This is a genomic window from Brachybacterium sp. EE-P12, from assembly GCF_003711805.1.
Taxonomy (GTDB): domain Bacteria; phylum Actinomycetota; class Actinomycetes; order Actinomycetales; family Dermabacteraceae; genus Brachybacterium.
This window is the reverse complement of sequence record NZ_QXCP01000006.1, coordinates 300,945-315,648: the sequence shown is the minus strand read 5'-3', so window position 1 is coordinate 315,648 and position 14,704 is coordinate 300,945. Positions and strand designations below refer to the sequence as shown.

Annotated in this window: 10 protein-coding genes and 1 pseudogene; 7 read left to right on the top strand and 4 right to left on the bottom strand. The window is 72.6% G+C overall.

What is annotated here, in order from left to right; translation table 11 throughout:
- Positions 1–5: 5 nt before the first annotated feature.
- Complete coding sequence (locus D1648_RS10915) at positions 6–392, bottom strand: hypothetical protein (RefSeq protein WP_122941646.1); 387 nt, start codon at positions 390–392, stop codon at positions 6–8.
- A 198-nt stretch (positions 393–590) separates the two neighbouring features.
- On the opposite strand from D1648_RS10915, the gene D1648_RS10910 reads away from it, so the two are divergent.
- The gene (locus tag D1648_RS10910; protein WP_241155449.1) at positions 591–4,058 is read left to right on the top strand and encodes a bifunctional proline dehydrogenase/L-glutamate gamma-semialdehyde dehydrogenase; all 3,468 of its coding nucleotides are present in this window, start codon (positions 591–593) and stop codon (positions 4,056–4,058) included.
- Positions 4,059–4,205: 147 nt separating this feature from the next.
- Positions 4,206–5,249, top strand: a complete 1,044-nt coding sequence (locus tag D1648_RS10905; protein ID WP_122941644.1) for an acyltransferase family protein — start codon at positions 4,206–4,208, stop codon at positions 5,247–5,249.
- 264 nt (positions 5,250–5,513) lie between these two features.
- On the opposite strand, the gene D1648_RS10900 is transcribed toward D1648_RS10905, so the two are convergent.
- The 3 genes from D1648_RS10900 to D1648_RS10890 all read right to left on the bottom strand — a co-directional run bounded on the left by D1648_RS10900 (position 5,514) and on the right by D1648_RS10890 (position 9,821).
- Positions 5,514–6,554 carry a hypothetical protein gene (locus D1648_RS10900; RefSeq protein ID WP_122941642.1) on the bottom strand — a complete coding sequence of 347 codons (1,041 nt, stop codon included), beginning with the start codon at positions 6,552–6,554 and terminating at the stop codon, positions 5,514–5,516.
- A gap of 310 nt (positions 6,555–6,864) precedes the next feature.
- The gene (locus D1648_RS10895) at positions 6,865–8,253 is read right to left on the bottom strand and encodes a UTP--glucose-1-phosphate uridylyltransferase (protein ID WP_122941640.1); all 1,389 of its coding nucleotides are present in this window, start codon (positions 8,251–8,253) and stop codon (positions 6,865–6,867) included.
- A gap of 2 nt (positions 8,254–8,255) precedes the next feature.
- A complete protein-coding gene (locus tag D1648_RS10890; RefSeq protein WP_122941638.1) occupies positions 8,256–9,821 on the bottom strand; it encodes an ATP-binding cassette domain-containing protein in 1,566 nt (521 codons plus the stop codon).
- 237 nt (positions 9,822–10,058) lie between these two features.
- Here D1648_RS10890 and D1648_RS10885 point away from each other — a divergent pair, with 237 nt between their 5' ends.
- The 5 genes and pseudogenes from D1648_RS10885 to D1648_RS10870 all read left to right on the top strand — a co-directional run bounded on the left by D1648_RS10885 (position 10,059) and on the right by D1648_RS10870 (position 14,701).
- Positions 10,059–10,757, top strand: coding sequence for an HAD family hydrolase (locus D1648_RS10885; protein WP_122941636.1), 699 nt, complete (start codon positions 10,059–10,061; stop codon positions 10,755–10,757).
- Between the two features lie 11 nt (positions 10,758–10,768).
- Positions 10,769–12,574, top strand: coding sequence for a methionine--tRNA ligase (gene metG, locus D1648_RS10880; RefSeq protein WP_122941634.1), 1,806 nt, complete (start codon positions 10,769–10,771; stop codon positions 12,572–12,574).
- A 28-nt stretch (positions 12,575–12,602) separates the two neighbouring features.
- Positions 12,603–12,701, top strand: a pseudogene (locus tag D1648_RS18435) (Fic family protein); the annotation flags it as partial.
- A gap of 6 nt (positions 12,702–12,707) precedes the next feature.
- Positions 12,708–13,178: a hypothetical protein gene (locus D1648_RS10875; RefSeq protein WP_241155464.1), complete on the top strand. Its 471-nt coding sequence runs from the start codon at positions 12,708–12,710 to the stop codon at positions 13,176–13,178.
- 77 nt (positions 13,179–13,255) lie between these two features.
- On the top strand, positions 13,256–14,701 hold the full coding sequence (locus tag D1648_RS10870; RefSeq protein WP_122941872.1) for a sugar porter family MFS transporter: 1,446 nt from the start codon (positions 13,256–13,258) through the stop codon (positions 14,699–14,701).
- Positions 14,702–14,704: the final 3 nt, after the last annotated feature.

Genomic DNA, 14,704 nt, shown 5'->3' with positions numbered 1-14,704 from the left:
CCAGCTCAGGAGCTGAGGGGCTTGTCCTCCCCGACCTCCGCGTCGCCGCCGGCGGCGGCGCTGTCCGCAGCGGCGTCCGCGCTCTCCTCCGCGCCCGCATCCGGCGTCGCGTCGGTGCGGTGGGACAGGCGGTGCTTGGCGGCGTCGGCCGCGCCCGCGACCGTGGTCTGCGCGGCGGCGGCGACCTCGGGTGCCTTCTCCTTGACGGTCTCGGCCGTGTCCTGCGCGACCCTGCTGGCGGTGTCCTTGGCCTGCGCGGCGCGGCGCTGGACCTCGGGATCGTCGGCCACCTGCCGGGCGGTGCGCTCGAGGGACTCGTAGGGGCCGCGTCCCGCACGGGACCCGATCACGAAGCCGATGCCGAGACCGGCCAGGAAAATGAACTTCTTCATCGATGCCTCCAGTGGCGTCGGGTGGATGGTCCTCCGGTGTGCTCCCGCATCGTGTCACAGCCGCCCCGCTCTGCGGGATGCCTTCCTCGCGACCGCTGTCGGCCGCGGGAGGATCTACGATCAGAGGACGGGCGACGACGCCCGCGCCGGCGGCCCCGCGGGCCGAGGCGAGCTCTGCGATCGAGGAGAAGACCCGAGTTGTCCCCGCTGCCCCCTCCGCCCTCCGCACGCGACGACCTGCGCTCGACCGCGCTGAGCACCGAGGACGTCTCCGCGCAGGTGCGCGCCTGGGTCCGGGACGCCGCCGACCGACCGGTCCCCGGGGCGGCCGCGCTGCTGTCGGACCTGCTGCGCGACCCGAAGGGGCTCGACTTCACGCTGGCCTTCGTCGACCGGGTGATCCGCCCCGAGGACCCCCGCGCGGCGGCCGTCGAGCTGCGCCGCCTGGCGCAGGATCCCCCGGCCTTCCTGCCCGCCGCGCTGCGCCGGGTCGTCGGCCTCGGCGGCGCCGCTTCGCGCCTCGCGCCCTCCGTCGTGGTCCCCACCGCCCGCGCCGTCATGCGCAGGATGGTCTCCCACCTCATCCTCGACGCACGCCCGGGCCCGCTGACCTCCTCCCTCACCCGGCTCACGGCCGACGGGACGACCCTGAACATCAACCTGCTGGGCGAGGCCGTGCTGGGCGCGCAGGAGGCCGCGCGGCGCCTGCGCGGGGTGCGGGAGATCGTCGCCCGGCCCGACGTCGACTACGTCTCGATCAAGGTGTCCTCGATCGTGGAGCACCTGCCGCTGTGGGGCACGGCGGAGACGGTCGACCATGTGGTCGAGACCCTGCTGCCGGTCTATCTCGAGGCGGCCCGCGCCGACTCCCCCACCTTCCTGAACCTCGACATGGAGGAGTACCGCGACCTCGAGCTGACCCTGCAGGTCTTCAAGAAGCTCCTGGACCGGCCCGAGCTCGCCCAGCTCCACGCCGGGATCGTGCTGCAGGCCTATCTGCCCGATGCGCCGACGGCGATGGCGCGGGTGCGCCGCTTCGCCGAGCGCCGCGTCGCCGACGGCGGGGCGCCGCTGAAGGTGCGTCTGGTCAAGGGGGCGAATCTCGCGATGGAGCAGGTGGATGCCGCCGTGCACGGCTGGCCGCAGGCACCGCTGCCCTCGAAGCTCGCCACCGACGCGCAGTACAAGCGGATCCTCATGGACGCGCTGGATCCCGCGCTGCTCGAGGCCGTGCACCTCGGCATCGCCGGGCACAACCTCTTCGACGTCGCCTTCGCCCACCTGCTGATGGCCGAGCGCGGAATCCCCTCCGGACCCGGGCACGGCATCGAGTTCGAGATGCTCGCCGGGATGGCGCCGGGGCAGCAGGCCGTGGTCCACGAGGCGACCGGGACGATGCGCCTGTACGTGCCGATCGTCCATCCCCGGCACTTCGACGTGGCCGTCTCCTATCTGGTGCGCCGCCTCGAGGAGAACGCCTCCTCGGAGAACTTCCTCTCGGCGGCCTTCGACCTCGACAGCTCCGAGGAGCTGTTCGCCAGGGAGGAGGAGCGCTTCTCCCGCGCCCTCGATCTCGCCCTGACCGAGGACGCCCCCGCCACCCACCGCATCCAGGACCGCACGGCCGAGGAGGGGCACCGGCTCGAGCTGGGCACCCCGGCGCTGCCTGCGCTGCCGGGCGCCTTCCGCAGCACCCCGGACACCGACCTCTCCACCGCCGCGAACCAGGAGTGGGCCGCACGGATCACCCGTCGGATCCGCAGCTCGGAGCTCGGCGAGCAGGAGGTGCGCGCCGCCCGGAGGGAGACGACCGCGCAGGTCGAGGAGACGGTCCGGGCGGCGCTCGCGGCGCAGCCCGCCTGGGCGGCGATGCCGGTCGAGAAGCGCGCCCTGGTGCTGCGCCGGGTCGCCGGGACCCTCGCCGCGCACCGGGCCGAGCTGCTGGAGGTCATGGCGGCGGAGACCGGGAAGACCCTCGAGCAGGGGGACCCGGAGGTCAGCGAGGCGATCGACTTCGCGCTGTTCTACGCGGAGCAGGCCGAGCGCCTCGCCGCGCAGCAGGACCTCGCCCTCGCCCCACGACCGCTGACGCTGGTCACCCCGCCGTGGAACTTCCCCGTCGCGATCCCGACGGGAGGTGCCATGGCCGCGCTCGTCACCGGCAGCGCCGTGATCATGAAGCCGGCGCCGCAGGCCCGTCGCTGCGGGGCGCTGCTGGGCCGCCTGTTCCGCGAGGCCGGGGTGCCCGAGGGAGTGCTCACCCTCGTGGACGTGGCGGAGGACGAGGTGGGACGCTCCCTCATCGCCCATCCCCGCATCGACCAGCTGATCCTCACCGGCGCCTACGACACCGCGTCCCTCTTCGCCTCCTGGCGTCCGGAGCTGCGGATCCTCGCCGAGACCAGCGGCAAGAACGCCATCATCGTCACGCCGCAGGCGGATCTGGACCTCGCCGCGCGGGACGTGGCCGCCTCGGCCTTCGGCCACGCGGGCCAGAAGTGCTCGGCGGCGAGCCTGGTGATCACGGTCGGCTCCGTCTCCCGCTCCCGCCGCTTCAACGCCCAGCTCGCCGATGCGGTGCTCTCCCTCGAGGTGGGCGAGCCGGTGGACCCGACGGTGCGGATGGGGCCGGTCATCGAACCGCCCGGCGAGAAGCTCGCCGCAGGCCTGTCCGAGCTCGGCGAGGGCGAGAGCTGGCTGGCCGAGCCGCGCCGTCTGGACGAGGAGGGCCGGCTGTGGACCCCGGGGGTCCGCATCGGCGTGCAGGAGGGCTCGGCCTTCCATCGCACGGAGTACTTCGGCCCGGTCCTCGGGATCATGCACGCCGACACCCTCGAGGACGCCGTGCGGATGCAGAACGGCACCGACTACGGCCTCACCGCCGGGCTGCACTCCCTGGAGCCGGCCGAGATCGCGTGGTGGACCGAGCACGTCGAGGCCGGGAACCTCTACGTCAACCGCGGCATCACCGGCGCGATCGTCCAGCGCCAGCCCTTCGGCGGCTGGAAGCGCTCCGCGATCGGGCAGACTGCGAAGGCCGGCGGGCCGAACTACCTGGTCCACCTGCAGGACCTCGCGGACTCCCCCGCCGTCCCGTCCCGCGTCGAGGATCCGCAGGGCTGGCTGGAGGCGGCCCGGGCCTCGGACCTGGCCGAGATCGCCGGCCGCTTCGCGCCGCGCGACGAGCAGGACCTGCACGGGGAGATCAACGTGCTGCGCCATCTGCCGCTGCCGGTGCTGGTCCGGGCCGCCGACGGCACCTCCCCGCTCGAGCTGAGCCGCGTGCTGCACGCCGCCAGCATCGCGGGATCCGAGGTCGAGGTCTCCGTCGCCGACGAGGAGCTGCGGCGCACGGCCCTGGAGGAGGACGTCCCGGAGGCCGGCGTGGTCCGCGAGGACGCGGCCGGCTTCGCCGCCCGGTTCGGGCAGCTGCGCCAGCGCCGGGTGCGGGTGCTCGGCGAGGTCGACGACGCGCTGCGCGAGGCGCATGCGGGGCGGGTCGAGGTGGCCCTGTTCACCGGCCCGGTCCTCGCCTCGGGCCGGGTCGAGCTGCTGACCTTCCTGCACGAGCAGGCGATCAGCGCGACGGACCACCGCTACGGCAATCCGCTGCCGCATCCGCTGGACCTCACCGGCGGCCGCGGCTGGGCGCGCGGCCCCGCCTGATCCCGGGCCCGCGAGTCCGAGCACTGGGGCGAGAGGGCGACCCGCGGGCGAGCAGCCCCCGGCGGTCGGCCCTCGGGCGCGCCTGGAGGCGGATCGCGGCTCGACACCGTAGCCTTCTGCGGTCCGCCGCCGTCCCCGGAGGAGCCGATGCCCGCACCGAACACCGCCCCGCGCGCTCGGGACCCCTATCTGGACAACGCCCGAGGCCTGCTGATCATCCTGGTGGTCGTGGGGCACACGCTCGAGTGCTTCGAGGTGCTCGGGACCGTTCTCGGCGACACGCTCTACACGGCGATCTACTCCTTCCACATGGCCGCCTTCGTGATGATCTCCGGCCATCTCTCGCGCAGCTATCGCAACGAGCCGCGGCAGGTGAAGCGCCTGCTGACGGCGATCGTGGTGCCCTATGCGATCTTCCAGACGGTGCACGAGGCGGGCAAGGCCCTGCTGCTCGGGCAGGACTTCTCGCTGCAGCTGGTCCAGCCGGCGTGGACGCTGTGGTTCCTCCTGGCCCTGCTGCTGTGGCGGCTGGCCTCCCCGGTGCTGCGCAGCCTGCGCCACCCGCTCGTGATCGCGGTGGCGATCTCGGTGATCGCCCCGCTGGACCAGGACCTCGACGGCACCTTCACCCTGGGGCGCGCCGCGGGGATGCTGCCGTTCTTCGTGCTCGGGCTGGTGAGCACGCCGGAGATGCTCGAGCGGCTGCGGGCGGTGCGTCGGCGCTGGCTCGGTGCGCTGGTGATGGTCGGTGCGCTGGGCTGCTCCTTCCTGCTGCGGGACGAGATCCGGGACTCGTGGTTCTTCCTCCGCGAGCCGTATCCGGAGGAGGGCAGCATCCCCGTGAACCTCCTCCTGCGCCTGCTGGTCCTCGCCGCCGGCGTGATCGGTGCGCTCGGCCTGCTGCTGCTCACTCCGCGAGGCAGCTCGCCCCTGACCGCCCTGGGCACCCGGTCCCTGACGATCTACCTGCTCCATCCCGTGCTGCTGCTGCCGATCCGGTACGCGGAGCAGCTTCCCGGATGGATCGAGAGCTGGTGGGGCCCGCTCGTGCTCGTGGTCGCAGGGATCCTGTTCGCCCTCGTGCTCGGCTCGGGGATCGTCTCCCGTGCGACCCGCTGGGTCACCGATCCGCCGATCGGCGACCTGCTGGTGCGTGACGACCAGCCCGCCCCGCGTCCCGCGACCCGCTGACCTCGGCCCCGCTCGACCGGGGCGCCGGCCACAGGGGCGTCGGCCCAGGGGTGCCGGCCGCAGGCGCACCGGCCACACGATCCTCGGCCACAGGGGCGCCGGCCACGCCGAGTGCTGCATCTGGACCGCTATGAGGCCGTCATAACGGTCCAGATGCAGCACTCGGTGTTCCACCGCCCCCGGCCCAGGCCGCAGCAGCGCTCCCTGCCATGCTCCGGGTCCCGGCCCCAGCGACCGAGGTCGAGCGCACCCGGCTCCCGTCGCTCAGCCCGCGGCAGGGCTCCACCCGCGGCGCAGCAGCTCCCTGCGCACCTTCTGCACCGCCCGCAGGCAGCCCTGCGGGAGGTCGTCGGCGGTGGTGCGCAGCTCCACCCAGCCGGCCTCCCGGCGACGGTCTCCCCGGGCCACGTCCTTGGCCTGCTGCTTGCGGTCCAGGTGCGTCGGGCCGTCGTGCTCGAGCGCGATCTTCCACTGGGGCCAGTGCAGATCGGGCTCCCCGAGATCGATGATCCTTCCGCCCTCGACCTCCTGCTGCGCGGCCGCGTTCGCGAGCGGCTCGGGCAGGCCTGCCGCGACCATGGCGAGGCGCAGCGCCGTCTCCGGCGGGGAGTCGCTGCTCATCCTCACCTGCGCCACCGCCTCCCTCAGTCGCCGCGCCCCGCGTCCGTCGTACGTCCGGGCCGCTGCCGTCAGCTCGTCGATCGTGAAGTACGGGACCGAGCGGCCCTCGAACTCAGGTCGAGGCCGACGCACGAGGTGGTCCCCGATGGCGACCAGGGCGTCGACCCGGAGCACGCCACCGAGGTCGAGGAAGGTCCGCAGACGGGTCATGAGTCGCACCGACGGCGCTCGTCCGCGCTGGTCCTCGATGCTGACGACGGCGCATCTCACACGGCTCCACCGCAGCAGCGCCGTCTCACGTCGCTGAGTGTCGGGACGCGCCATGTGGATCCGTCCGTCGACGGATCTCCTCCCTCCGGGTCGGTGGACGACCCGCCCGCGGACCACGCGGGACTGCCTCGGTGCCTCGGTCACCTGCTGGTCGAGGACGCCCGGCAGCGGGAAGCCCCAGAGCCGGGCGGCGGTGAGGCCCGCCGCGAACGCACGGGGGTCCTTCCGGCACAGCGCCGCGACGATCTCGCGCTCGGTCAGCTCGCGGTCCACTCGCACCCAGAGCCCGGGCGCGAGGGGACGGAGGTCGGCGCATCGGAGCCGTGATCTGCTGACCCCGGCCGCGAGCATCTCCTGGGTGCTGAGCACGGCATGGGGCAGCGCATCGGGCAGAGGGGACGGGGCGCGTGCCATGCCACGAGGATCGGCGGACGCGCCACGTTCCGAGAGCCGCCATCCACAACGTCGAGGTCAGGTGACATGCGCGATGCATCCTCCCCAGCCGAGAGCGCCGGGGCCGAGGATGCCTTCGGCCGAGGCCGAATCCCCCGGATGCGCACCGCGCCCCCCGGGCACGCGCCGAGTGCTGCATCTGGACCGCTATGTCTGCCTCATAGCGGTCCAGATGCAGCACTCGGTGATGAGATCCGGTCGCTGCCGATTCGGGAGCGGTCGGGGCGGGGCCCAGCCGGCGCCGGTCGGGCTCAGACGACCCAGGCCGGGCTCAGCCGGCGGAGACGGTGCCCACGCGGGCGCCGCCGGGGACCTCGCCGCCCTCGGTCCCGAGCACGGCGTCGCCGACGATCTCGACGTCGGCCCCGAAGGTCCAGTCGCCCTGCACGTCGAGGCTGGTGGCCTCCTTGAGCGAGGGCACGCCCTCGGGGAAGCGTGCCTCGAAGTCATGGATGAGCTTGTAGGAGCCGGAGTCCAGGGAGATCGACGGCGCGGCACCGACCTGCTGGACGAGGGCGCCCCGCTCGTCGAGCGCGTAGGCGTCGGAACGGATCAGGAACAGGTCGCTGGTCGCCTTCACGGGCAGGAAGCGGTCGCGGCCGACGACGATCGCGGTCGCGCCGTCGAACACCTCGATCGCGGCGCCCATCGCGGACTCGATCTGGTAGACAGGCGTGGAGGTCTTGTCGGAGGGGTCGACGGTCTTCTCGTTGCGGATCAGCGGCAGGCCCATGACGCCGTCGCGCTCCTTGAGGATCGCGTCCAGCTGCTCGAGGTCCCACCACAGGTTGTTGGTGTGGAAGAACGGATGGCGGTGCTCGTCGGTGAAGTAGTCCATCTCCTCGGCGGGGGTCTGCGCGGTGTCGCGCAGGATGAGCTGTCCGTCGGCCTTGCGCACCGCGAGGTGACCGCCCTTGCGGTCCGCGGGGGTGCGGCGGCACAGCTCGGCGGCGTAGGGCGCGCCGGTCGAGGCGAACCAGGCGGCCAGGACGGGGCTCGGGACCGTGCCGAGGTTGTCGGAGTTGGAGACCGAGGCGTACTTGAAGCCGGCGTCGAGCAGCTGCTGCAGCAGGCCGGAGGTCTGCAGGGCGGTGTAGATGTCGCCGTGGCCGGGCGGGCACCACTCGAGATCCGGATCCGCGTCCCAGCTGACCGGGCTGAGGTCGTCGGCGCGGAGCTTGGGCTCCTTGTTCTGCAGGAAGTCGAGCGGCAGGTCGCCGACGGGCAGGTCGGGGTACTTCGAGAGCACCTCGAGGGTGTCCTCGCGGGTGCGGAAGGAGTTCATGAAGATCAGCGGCAGGCGGGAGTTCGTGCCGCGGCGGGCGGCGAGGACCTGCTCGACGATGAGGTCGAGGAAGCTCTTCCCGTCCCGCACGGGCAGCAGCGACTTCGCACGGTCCAGGCCCATCGAGGTGCCGAGCCCGCCGTTGAGGTTGATGATCGCGAGCTTGTCGAAGACCTGCTTCGCCTCGGCGACGTCGATCTTCACGTCCTCGAGGTGGGTGGGGTCCAGATAGGGCTCGATGGTGTCCTCGGGGATCGTGCCGGTCACCCCGTCCTCGAGCTGACCGTAGTAGTGGGAGAAGACGTCGATCGCGGTCTGCGCGACCCCGGCGTCGGCCATCTTCTGCTGGGCGGCCTGAAGTCCTTCGATGCTCATGGTCACAGCGTATCGACTCCTGCCCGCCCTGCCACGTCGAGGTCCAGCCGCGGCCAGTGCGCGAGGCGTCGGAGCACGGTGCGGTCGTGGCTGGCGACGACGACGGCCGACGGCGTGCGCTCCAGCGCGTCCAGCAGGTCGTCCACGCCGCTGATGCCGAGGTGATTGGTCGGCTCGTCCAGGAGGAGCACGTCGGGCCGCTCGGCGAAGAGACGGGACAGCGAGCGTCGCCGCCGCTCCCCCGGGCTGCCGCGCCGCGGCTCCGTCTGCTCGTCCTCCTGGGCGAGGAGGGAGAGTCGGGCACGGCCGAGCACCCGCACCGCGCCGGAGCTCGGCGGCAGCTCGCCCGCGAGCACGCGCAGCAGCGTGGTCTTGCCGGCCCCGTTGGACCCGACGACCAGCAGCCGGTTCCCGCCCTCGAGCCGCAGCGTGGTCCCGGGCAGCCGCGGCGGGGCCGCCGGGTCCGGGACGCCGTCGGGCCCGTCCCGGTCCACCCGCACGGCATCGGCCCGCAGCAGCGGCGTCCCCGCTGCGGTGGAGGAGTCGGGCAGGGTCAGTCGCGGCGGTGGGGGCGGCACGTCCAGACGGTGCTCCTCGAGCCGGGTCAGGCGATCGTTCAGGGCGCGCACGGTGCCCGGGGCGCGAGACTGCCGCTGATGCCTGCCGGTCCCCTTGTCCGGTCGCCATCCGGTCGTCAGGCGCGAGCGGGCCGCAGCGGCCTCCTGCTGGAGGCGCTGGTGCTCCTCCTGCTGGGCCCGGTAGGCGTCCTCCCAGGCGGCGCGGGCGCGTCGGCGGGTGCGCTCCCATTCCTCGAGCCCGCCGCCGACGAGGAGCGGGCGCCCGTCCTCCGTCGGGTCGAGGTCGAGCACGGTGGTCGCGACGTCCTCGAGCAGCGCGCGGTCGTGCGAGACCAGCGCGACCGCTCCGGGGTGCTCGCGCAGCGCCCGCGTGAGATGGGCGAGGCCGCGCGCGTCGAGGTGGTTGGTGGGCTCGTCGAGCAGCAGGATCTCGTCGCGGGCGGCGATGACGCCGGCGAGCCGCACCCGGTACCGCTGTCCCACGGACAGCGAGCGGAGCGGCCGTTCGCGATCTGTGACGGCGCCGACCTCCTCGAGGGCCGCCTCGAGGCGACGCGGCGCCTCCCAGGCGTCCAGGGCGACGACGCGGGCGAGCGCGGCGTCGTAGCGACGCGCCGAGGCGACGGTGCCGTCGGCGAGCGCCTCGGCGGCGGCATCGTGCTCGTGCAGGGCCGACAGGGGCCGGGCCAGCAGCGCATCGAGCAGAGCGCCGACGGTGCGGGGCCCGCGCTGGTCATGGGTGGCCAGCTCCTGATGCACCACGCCGATCGAGCCGTGGCGCTCGACGGTCCCGGCGTCGGGTTCGAGCGCTCCGGCGAGCGCCTCGAGCAGCGTGGTCTTGCCGCGTCCGTTCTCGCCGACCACGGCGAGCACGCCGCCGGGGGCGAGGGTGAGGTCGAGCTCGGCGAGCAGGACGCGTCCGCCGCGGGAGAGTCGCAGGTCGCGGGCGCGGAGGTGGCTGGCGGTGCGCGGATCGGTGCGCAGGGTCATGGTCGGGTGCCTTCCGGTGGTGGGTGTCACCGGGCACGGCGGAGCGCCGCCCGGTGGAGGTCCGGACGGCAGCGCGGAATGGTGGTGGGGCGCCGCCGTCAGCGGCGGGCGCGGGGGCGCGCGATGGCGCAGATGCCGAGGAAGCAGGTCGTCATGCGACCCACAGTAGGTCGGAGCGCGGCTCGACGTCACGAGAATTCTCGTGTCACCAGGCCTCGCCGCGCCTACGATGTCGAGATGGCCTCCGACGGCACGGTTCCCGCCGATCCCCTGCTCACCCTGCGAGAGCTCGTCGCCGTCCACGGGATCCGGGTGGTGGTCTCGGACCTGGACGGGGTGCTGCGCGTCTTCGACCCGGCCCTGTGGGACGAGCTCGACGCGATGACCGGCACCGCCGCGGGGACGAGCATGAGCGCGATCCTCGGCCATCCCTATCTCGACGAGGTGGTGCGGGGACGCGGCACCCATGCGCGCTGGCGCGAGCTCGCCGCGGAGCAGCTCGTGGTGGCGGGGAGTGCGCCCGCCGCCGCCCGTGAGGCTGTGGACCGGTGGGCGCGGACCCCGGCGACGGTCGACCCGCGGGTGCGATCGGCACTGCTCGAGCTGCGCGCGTCCGGCACCGCCGTGTTCGTGCTGACCAACGGCACGGACCGCGTCCCCGAGGAGCTCGCCGAGCTCGGACTCGAGGACGTCGTCGGGGTCGACCGTCGCTTCCTGCTGAACACTGCGGACCTCGGGGCCGCCAAGCCCGAGCCCGCGGCCTACGCCCGGGCCCGACGGCGGATCGGCGAGGTCCTCGGCGAGGAGATCCCGCCGGCGAGCATCGCGTTCCTGGACGACTCGCAGCGCCACGTCGAGGCGGCGGCGCAGTGCGGATGGCAGGCGGTGCTGCATCGTGCGCACGCCGCGGGCCGCCCCGCTCCCCGACTCCCCTAGAATCGGATCCCATGAGCACAGTCCTGTCCGCGGTCGCCTGGCCGTACGCCAACGGTCCCCGCCACATCGGCCATGTCGCCGGCTTCGGCGTCCCCTCCGACGTCTTCTCGCGCTACATGCGGATGGCGGGCCACGACGTGCTCATGGTCTCCGGCACCGACGAGCACGGCACCCCGATCCTCGTCGAGGCCGACAAGGAGGGCGTGACCGCGCGGGAGCTCGCCGACCGCAACAACCGCCTCATCGTCGAGGACCTGGTCGCCCTGGGGCTGAGCTACGACCTGTTCACCCGCACCACCACCCGCAACCACTACCAGGTGGTGCAGGACATGTTCGTGGCCGTGCGGGACAACGGCTACATGATCGAGCAGACCACCTCGGGCGCGATCTCCCCGTCGACCGGTCGCACCCTGCCGGACCGCTACATCGAGGGCACCTGCCCGATCTGCGGCGCCGCCGGGGCGCGAGGCGACCAGTGCGACAACTGCGGCAACCAGCTCGATCCGACCGACCTCATCGACCCCGTCTCCCGCATCAACGGCGAGACCCCGGAGTTCATCGAGACCTCCCACTGGTTCCTGGACCTGCCGGCGCTGGCCGCGGAGCTCGGCCGCTGGCTCGACGAGCGCGAGGCGACGGGCCTGTGGCGCCCGAACGTGATCCGCTTCAGCCAGAACATCCTCGAGGACATCAAGCCTCGTGCGATGACCCGCGACATCGACTGGGGCATCCCGGTGCCGGGCTGGGAGGACCAGCCCACCAAGCGCCTGTACGTGTGGTTCGACGCCGTGATCGGCTATCTCTCCGCCTCGATCGAGTGGGCGCGCCGCCAGGGCGACCCGGAGGCGTGGCGCCGCTGGTGGAACGATCCCGAGACCCTCGCCTACTACTTCATGGGCAAGGACAACATCGTCTTCCATTCGCAGATCTGGCCGGCGGAGATGATCGCGCAGAACGGGAAGGGCGACAAGGGCGGCGAGCCCGGCCGCTTCGGCGAGCTGACCCTGCCCACCGAGGTGGTCTCCTCGGAGTTCCTCACGATGGAGGGCAAGAAGTTCTCCTCCTCCAAGGGCATCGTCATCTACGTGCGCGACGTGCTCGAGCGCTACCAGCCCGATGCGCTGCGCTACTTCATCTCGGCCGCGGGCCCGGAGAACCACGACGCCGACTTCACCTGGGTCGACTTCGTCTCCCGCACCAACAACGAGCTGGTCGCCGGCTGGGGCAACCTCGTCAACCGCACCGCCGCGATGATCGCGAAGAACGTCGGGGAGATCCCGGCGGCGGGCGAGCTCGAGGAGGTCGACACCGCACTGCTCGACCAGATCCGCGAGGGCTTCACGACGGTCGGGAAGCTCATCGAGGCCCACCGCCAGCGCGCCGCGATCGCCGAGATCATGCGCCTGGTGGGCGAGGCGAACGCGTACGTCTCGCGCACCGAGCCGTTCAAGATGAAGGCCGAGGAGCAGCGCCCGCGCCTGCTCACGGTGCTGCACGTGCTCGCGCAGGCGGTCACGGACCTCAACACGATGCTCGCCCCCTTCCTGCCCGGCTCCGCCAACGCCGTGGAGAAGGCGCTCGGCGGGGACCGGGAGATCGCCCCGATGCCCCGCATCGAGGAGGTCGAGGACCTCGATGGCGGCCCCGGCTACCCGATCATCACCGGCGACTACACCGGGGTCCCCGCCTGGGAGCACCGTCCGGTCGTGGTGGGGCAGGCCGTCGCGAAGCCCACCCCGATCTTCGTCAAGCTCGACCCCGCCGTCGCCGAGCAGGAGCTGGAGCGGCTGGAGGCCGAGGCCGCCGGCGAGGCCTGATCTCGAGCGGCGGGGTCACGGGACGCGTGACCTCCCCGTCCTGCTCCACGCCGCGATCGCGCACGCGCAGTTCGAGACGATCCACCCCTTCACCGACGGGAACGGGCGCACGGGCAGGGCCCTCGTCCATGCGATGCTCGCAGGCCAGGGCCTGATGGGCACCACCGCTCCTGTCTCTGCCGGCCTGCTCACCGATCTCGAGGCCTGCACCGGCGCGCTGACTGCCTTCCGCGCCGGCGACGCCCGTCCGATCGTGGAGGAGTTCGCCCGCGCCGCGCGCTTCGCCGCCGTGACCGGCACCCGTCTCGTGGACGAGCTCGCCGCGCAGCTGGAAGCGGACCGGGAACGTCTGGCGGGAGTGCGCAGGCACGCTCTGGCCTGGCGGATCCTGCCGCTGTTGGTGGGGCAGCCGATCGTGAACGCCGCCCACCTGCGCGAGGTGCTCGGCGTCCCCGCCATGTCGGCCCAGCGCGCCCTCGCCCAGCTCACCGAGGCGGGTGTGCTGCAGGAGGCGACCGGCCGGTCGCGGAACCGCGTCTGGCAGCACCGCGGGATCCTCGCCGTCCTCGACGGCTGCGCCGAGCTGGTGCGCCGCTCCACCTGAGGCGTCGCCCTCCCCGGGACCTGGAGGTGTACGGTGACCGCCACGTGCACGACGCGCCGGACGACATCGCGGAGGAGATGGTCCCCATGAGCTCACCAGCACAGGCACAGACGCTGAACCCGAAGGTCGTCGGGATCAGCATCGCGGCTGCGGTCGGCGGCTTCCTCTTCGGCTTCGACACCTCGGTGATCAACGGGGCCGTCGGCGCGCTGTCGGACGAGTTCTCGCTCGGGGCCGGGCTGACCGGCTTCGCGGTCTCCTCCGCTCTGCTCGGCTGCGCCGTGGGAGCCTGGTTCGCCGGCGGCCTCGCCAACCGCTTCGGCCGCATCCCGGTGATGATCATCGCCGCGATCCTCTTCTTCGTCTCCGCGATCGGCTCGGGCCTCGCGTTCGGGGTGTGGGACCTGATCATCTGGCGCGTCGTGGGCGGGCTCGGCGTCGGGGCCGCGAGCGTGATCGCCCCCGCCTACATCGCCGAGGTCGCACCGGCGAGGTTCCGCGGGCGGCTCGGATCACTGCAGCAGCTCGCGATCGTGCTGGGCATCTTCGCGGCGCTCCTGTCCAACGCCCTGATCGCGAACACCGCGGGCGGTGCGGCGGAGTCCTACTGGCTCGGGGTCGCGGCCTGGCGCTGGATGTTCATGATCGAGGCGGCGCCGGCGGCGGTCTACGGGGTGATGGCGCTGTTCCTGCCGGAGTCCCCGCGCTACCTGATCGGCAAGGGCGAGACTGACAAGGCCTCAAAGGTGCTCTACGACTTCACCGGCGAGCTCGACGTGAACCTCAAGATCGAGCAGATCCGGCACTCGCTCGAACGCGAGCAGAAGGAGAGCCTGCGCGACCTGCTCGGCGGCCGATTCGGGCTGCAGCCGATCGTCTGGCTCGGCATCGCTCTGTCGCTGTTCCAGCAGCTCGTGGGCATCAACGTCATCTTCTACTACTCGACCACGCTGTGGCAGTCGGTCGGCTTCGACGAGTCGCAGGCACTGCTGACCTCCACCATCACCTCGGTGATGAACATCGTCGCGACGATCATCGCGATCCTGCTGGTGGACAGGGTCGGGCGGCGGATCATGCTGCTGGTCGGCTCCGCCGGCATGACCGTGTCGCTGGGGCTCATGGCGCTGGCCTTCTCCTTCGGCGAGGTCGCCGCAGGGGCCGAGTCGGTCTCGCTGCCCGATCCGTGGTCCACGGTGGCGCTGATCAGCGCCAACGCCTTCGTGATGTTCTTCGGCACCACCTGGGGTCCGCTGGTGTGGGTGCTGCTGGGCGAGATCTTCCCCAACCGGATCCGCGCCTCCGCGCTCGCCGTCGCGGCCGCCGCCCAGTGGGGAGCGAACTGGGCGGTCTCGGCCACCTTCCCGACGCTGTCGGAGATCGGGCTGAGCTTCGCCTACGGCCTGTACGCCGCGTTCGCCCTGCTGAGTCTGCTGTTCGTGGCGCGGTGGGTGCCGGAGACGAAGGACCGCGAGCTGGAGGACATGGACTCGCTCGAGCTGGGGCGTGCTGCCCGGAAGGCCTGACGG

What these genes read in the sequence shown, in the direction of transcription:
- D1648_RS10900 (WP_122941642.1), bottom strand. Translation starts at nt 6,554, where the DNA reads ATGGCACGCGCCCCGTCCCCTCTGCCCGATGCGCTGCCCCATGCCGTG.
- metG (WP_122941634.1), top strand. Translation starts at nt 10,769, where the DNA reads ATGAGCACAGTCCTGTCCGCGGTCGCCTGGCCGTACGCCAACGGTCCC.
- D1648_RS10915 (WP_122941646.1), bottom strand. Translation starts at nt 392, where the DNA reads ATGAAGAAGTTCATTTTCCTGGCCGGTCTCGGCATCGGCTTCGTGATC.
- D1648_RS10905 (WP_122941644.1), top strand. Translation starts at nt 4,206, where the DNA reads ATGCCCGCACCGAACACCGCCCCGCGCGCTCGGGACCCCTATCTGGAC.
- D1648_RS10875 (WP_241155464.1), top strand. Translation starts at nt 12,708, where the DNA reads ATGCTCGCAGGCCAGGGCCTGATGGGCACCACCGCTCCTGTCTCTGCC.
- D1648_RS10870 (WP_122941872.1), top strand. Translation starts at nt 13,256, where the DNA reads ATGGTCCCCATGAGCTCACCAGCACAGGCACAGACGCTGAACCCGAAG.
- D1648_RS10890 (WP_122941638.1), bottom strand. Translation starts at nt 9,821, where the DNA reads ATGACCCTGCGCACCGATCCGCGCACCGCCAGCCACCTCCGCGCCCGC.
- D1648_RS10885 (WP_122941636.1), top strand. Translation starts at nt 10,059, where the DNA reads ATGGCCTCCGACGGCACGGTTCCCGCCGATCCCCTGCTCACCCTGCGA.
- D1648_RS10895 (WP_122941640.1), bottom strand. Translation starts at nt 8,253, where the DNA reads ATGAGCATCGAAGGACTTCAGGCCGCCCAGCAGAAGATGGCCGACGCC.